Raw genomic sequence first — 3,829 nt, forward strand, 5'->3', positions numbered from 1 at the left:
CATTTACGAACCCGTGAATATTCCGCAGGAATATTCGCAAGTAGGGAAGAACCTAGCAATTAATTATACACGGTGTTAGCTACAGTTTTTATTAATCGGTTACTTTATTCCAAAGTAAATCAGCGTAAATTTCTGCTATTTCGCTTTCATTATTCACTTTCCAAGTTCGATGAGTAATTCCTCTTTCTTGGTCAATAATTTTGTCTTTTAACAACCAAATTCCGTCATGTTCAGGATTTGGTGCGTTTTCTAATTTTTGTTTTTCAATAAACCCAGAAACTTTTATGTGTTCTTTAAGGTCATTTTTTGAAATTGTAATATACTTTTTCAAAAGTCGAAAGGGTACTCCTTTGTCCTTAAATTCAGGAACTAATTCCGCAATTGAATTCATATTTCCAGTTTCCATGATATTCAATTGAGTTTTTTTGTCAAGTTCAGGGTAATTAAGTTTTTCGTGAGCTAAACAAATTTCGTTTATTTCATCAGTCAGTTTTTTTACTCCGATTTTATTCGAAATAAAAAAGCAAATAATTAGTATTAAAACTAATCCGATTATGATTATGAAAGTCATCATTTCAAATTGTAGCTAACGTTTATGTGTAAGGAACGTTGCGTGTTTGAGTGCGAGGATTTTCCGAAGGAAAATCAGATGCAAGCAAACAAAGCAAAGACCAAACGATTAAACTAAAATAAGCAATGTTTTTTACACGGTGTTGGCAATAGTTATTTTTTATTCCTACATCAAATTGTATATGGAATTTATATCCTTGATGATTTTTTTTCTATAACCAAGATTATTCAATTTACCTGACGACTTTCCATAAAATGCTATTTCATTTTTTTTAAAGTCAAGTATAAAGATGTAAACTTCACTAGATTGAACAAAAAATGAATTAGCTGAAGTCCCTAAAACAATAGAATTTGGATATCGTTTATCATTTGATATTAAATTAGGTTTTATAAGTGTAAACATTAAAAATTGGGATTCATTCAATGAGTAAAATTCCTTTGGAACTTCTATTTGTCCTACTGAATTTTGAGACTTTAGTTGTTCTATTATTTTGTTTAGTTTTGGAATTAGAGTATATGTAATTTTTTCTTTATCCTTTATAGCAATTTTTTTATAAATTTTATATTTTAAAGAATCTACTGTAAAAATTGAATCAAGAGTTTGATTCGTATATTTTGTAAAATACTGTCCGCTTTTAGAATTTTTTTCCTTTAGTGAAGCAAATTCATATATAGGTTCTGTGTAAATTAAATTTGTTAGATTTCTATATGATTTATCAAATTTAATTACGCGTGAACTACTACAAGAAGTGAAAATTGTGGTTAAAAATAAAAATAAAATTCTTGTTTTCATTTGAGTATTCTAATTATTGCCAACGTTTATGTATAAGGAAAGTTGCGTGTTTGTGTGCGAGGATTTTCCGAAGGAAAATCAGAAGCTAGCAAACAAGCAACTAACTTTGGTTTAGCTAAAACTAGCAATTTTTTTTATACGGTGTTGGCATTAGTATTTTTATTCCGCTGTATCTTTTACAACTTTAGTTTTAGACAAATAATCGTGAATTCCGTTCTTAACAAATAAGAATGAAATTCGGTCGAATGGAATAAGTCTGCAAAAAGACCGAGTAATAATATCTCCATTTTCAGGTTTTTCCCCATTCATTTTTACGACTTTGGTTTTCGTTACAAATTTCCCAATAGTTTTTTGGAATTTAATTTCTAAAATGGCGTAATATGCAATAAACGTCCCAAAAAATAAAGCATAAACAAATAGTGTTAAAATTCCTTGACTTTCCGCTGTCACAGGAATGAAAAGTCCTATTATAAAACTTATTATAAATGCTAAAATTAGCCAAACAAAAAAGTCAATTATAAAATTTACAAACCTAATTCCCGAACCAACCACATTCGAGTCAACTTTTTGTTTTTGTTCTTTTTCCGTTGTAGCTTTTTCTCGTATTTTTTCAAATTCAGATGTGTCAATATTCCGCTTTTCAATTTCAGCGTCCGCAGCTTCGATTGCAGTCGGATTGTATCTTTCTCTCTCGACTGTTACAATCTTTATTAAGTCTTCGTCTGTCCTTTCGGACATCACTTTTGTAAATTCGTTTTCCATTAGTTTGATGGTCGGTTTATATTAATGCCAACGTTTATGTGTAAGGAACGTTGCGTGTTTGTGTGCGAGGATTTTCCGAAGGAAAATCAGATGCAAGCAAGCAAAGCAACGACCAAGCGATTAAACTAAAATAAGCAATGTTTTTTACACGGTGTTAGCTGTAGTTTTTATTTTTTCTAATTGCCAATATTATGTCAGCAATTATATAAGTTAAAACTATAATTATTCCAAATATTCGGTATAATGTCATTCCTTCGTCCAAAAATCCAGTTATCGAAAGCCATAAAATCAGTAAGCAAAACGGATAGAGTAGAAATCTTGTCAAGATTTTTGTAAAAGTCCATTCTTTAACCTTTTCTTTCTTTAATTCCGTTTTCGGTATGCTTTTAAGTGCGGGATTGTTTTCTCTTTCAATATTTTCTATTTCTTCTTTCAGTTCTTTAGTCAAATTTTTTGTTTCGTACTTTGTTACATTAAACATGAATAAATACCAAAAAAATCCCAATACAGAAATTCCGATTATTCCAAAGATGGCAGTCTTAAATTCAGTTGTAAATATCAAAATCAAATTAAGCATAATAAGAAATCCGATTGATATTTTATTCCAAAGTTTGTAATAAGGATTTTTCACAGTTTTTATACCATTTAATTCTCCATTTTGATCAAAAGTCAGATAAAAAATCGGATAGGCACCTCTTAGAAAATGTGATGAACGCCAAATGAGAAGCTCATTCGGTTTTATTTCTCCACTGTATTTTGTTGTGTTGTAAAAAAACGCATCATTCCAATGATTTTTCAGAGTACTTTTTTTGTTCTGAATAATTAATTTTTCGATGTCTTTTTTTTCTACCATAAAGATTGGTTCAAATTACAGCTAACGTGATTGTGTATGGTTAGTTGCGTGGTTAAGCAACTAAGTTAGCAAACATTGACGAACCCGTGAATATTCCGCAGGAATATTCGCAAGTAGGCAGAAATAAAGCAATTAATTATACACGGTGTTGTAAATAGTTTTAATTCGGTATTTTAATATTCAGATTAATATCCTCGATAGATTCTAGTCTGTATTTGACAAATCGTCCACTGGTATTCGTTCCTTTTGCTTCTAAAACTATAAAATTCATAGGTGTTTTTATTTTATTGAATAATTGTGTCTCAAGAGCAGAGAGTTTAAAAACAGAGAAATAACTTTTGTCAGTTTCTTTTATTACGAACTTATATTTCGCAATTTTCTTGTCTTTATCATTTAGAATTTTAAAAGTAATCTCTTTAATTCCTTTTTTTTCTTTTATCTCAGAGAATTCAAATTTATTTTCGGTGATATTACTAGTCATATTTTTCGTTTCCATAAAATATAATTTTAAAGAATCTGATTTATCGATATGAAAATAATGAACTTGATTTTCCTTTATATCAAATATTCTAGATACTAGAGAATCGTTACGGTTGTATATCTGCATATGATATGAGTCATCTTCAGAATTAAATAGGTTAGTCCATTCTTGATTCGGAAATAATTGAGTAGAAAAATTACTCTTTACTATTTTATCAAACTTATAGTTTTGGCTGAAGCATGTACTCACAAATAATATAAAAAGTACGGAAAATGTCGATTGAAGTGTTTTCATAAATGTCTTGTCCTGAAATATGGCTACAGGTTAAAATTGATTTACGCTGTTTTTAAATATACCATATTAGGTGTTT

At 29.3% G+C, this 3,829-nt stretch carries 5 protein-coding genes; all 5 read right to left on the reverse strand.

Annotated features, from left to right (window positions below; translation table 11 throughout):
- Nucleotides 1-91: 91 nt before the first annotated feature.
- Nucleotides 92-574: a hypothetical protein gene (locus tag Q5N74_RS18765; RefSeq protein WP_304390533.1), complete on the reverse strand. Its 483-nt coding sequence runs from the start codon at nt 572-574 to the stop codon at nt 92-94.
- 162 nt (nt 575-736) lie between these two features.
- Nucleotides 737-1,363: a hypothetical protein gene (locus Q5N74_RS18770; RefSeq protein WP_304390534.1), complete on the reverse strand. Its 627-nt coding sequence runs from the start codon at nt 1,361-1,363 to the stop codon at nt 737-739.
- Between the two features lie 159 nt (nt 1,364-1,522).
- The gene (locus tag Q5N74_RS18775) at nt 1,523-2,125 is read right to left on the reverse strand and encodes an RDD family protein (protein WP_304390535.1); all 603 of its coding nucleotides are present in this window, start codon (nt 2,123-2,125) and stop codon (nt 1,523-1,525) included.
- Between the two features lie 154 nt (nt 2,126-2,279).
- A complete protein-coding gene (locus Q5N74_RS18780) occupies nt 2,280-2,978 on the reverse strand; it encodes a hypothetical protein (RefSeq protein WP_304390536.1) in 699 nt (232 codons plus the stop codon).
- A 160-nt stretch (nt 2,979-3,138) separates the two neighbouring features.
- Complete coding sequence (locus Q5N74_RS18785) at nt 3,139-3,753, reverse strand: hypothetical protein (RefSeq protein ID WP_304390537.1); 615 nt, start codon at nt 3,751-3,753, stop codon at nt 3,139-3,141.
- Nucleotides 3,754-3,829: the final 76 nt, after the last annotated feature.

It is taken from the genome of Mariniflexile sp. AS56, from assembly GCF_030552475.1.
GTDB lineage: Bacteria > Bacteroidota > Bacteroidia > Flavobacteriales > Flavobacteriaceae > Mariniflexile.

Bases quoted from the DNA above. Each gene is read 5' to 3' on its own strand.
- Q5N74_RS18770 (WP_304390534.1), bottom strand. From the start codon at position 1,363: ATGAAAACAAGAATTTTATTTTTATTTTTAACCACAATTTTCACTTCT.
- Q5N74_RS18765 (WP_304390533.1), bottom strand. From the start codon at position 574: ATGATGACTTTCATAATCATAATCGGATTAGTTTTAATACTAATTATT.
- Q5N74_RS18775 (WP_304390535.1), bottom strand. From the start codon at position 2,125: ATGGAAAACGAATTTACAAAAGTGATGTCCGAAAGGACAGACGAAGAC.
- Q5N74_RS18780 (WP_304390536.1), bottom strand. From the start codon at position 2,978: ATGGTAGAAAAAAAAGACATCGAAAAATTAATTATTCAGAACAAAAAA.
- Q5N74_RS18785 (WP_304390537.1), bottom strand. From the start codon at position 3,753: ATGAAAACACTTCAATCGACATTTTCCGTACTTTTTATATTATTTGTG.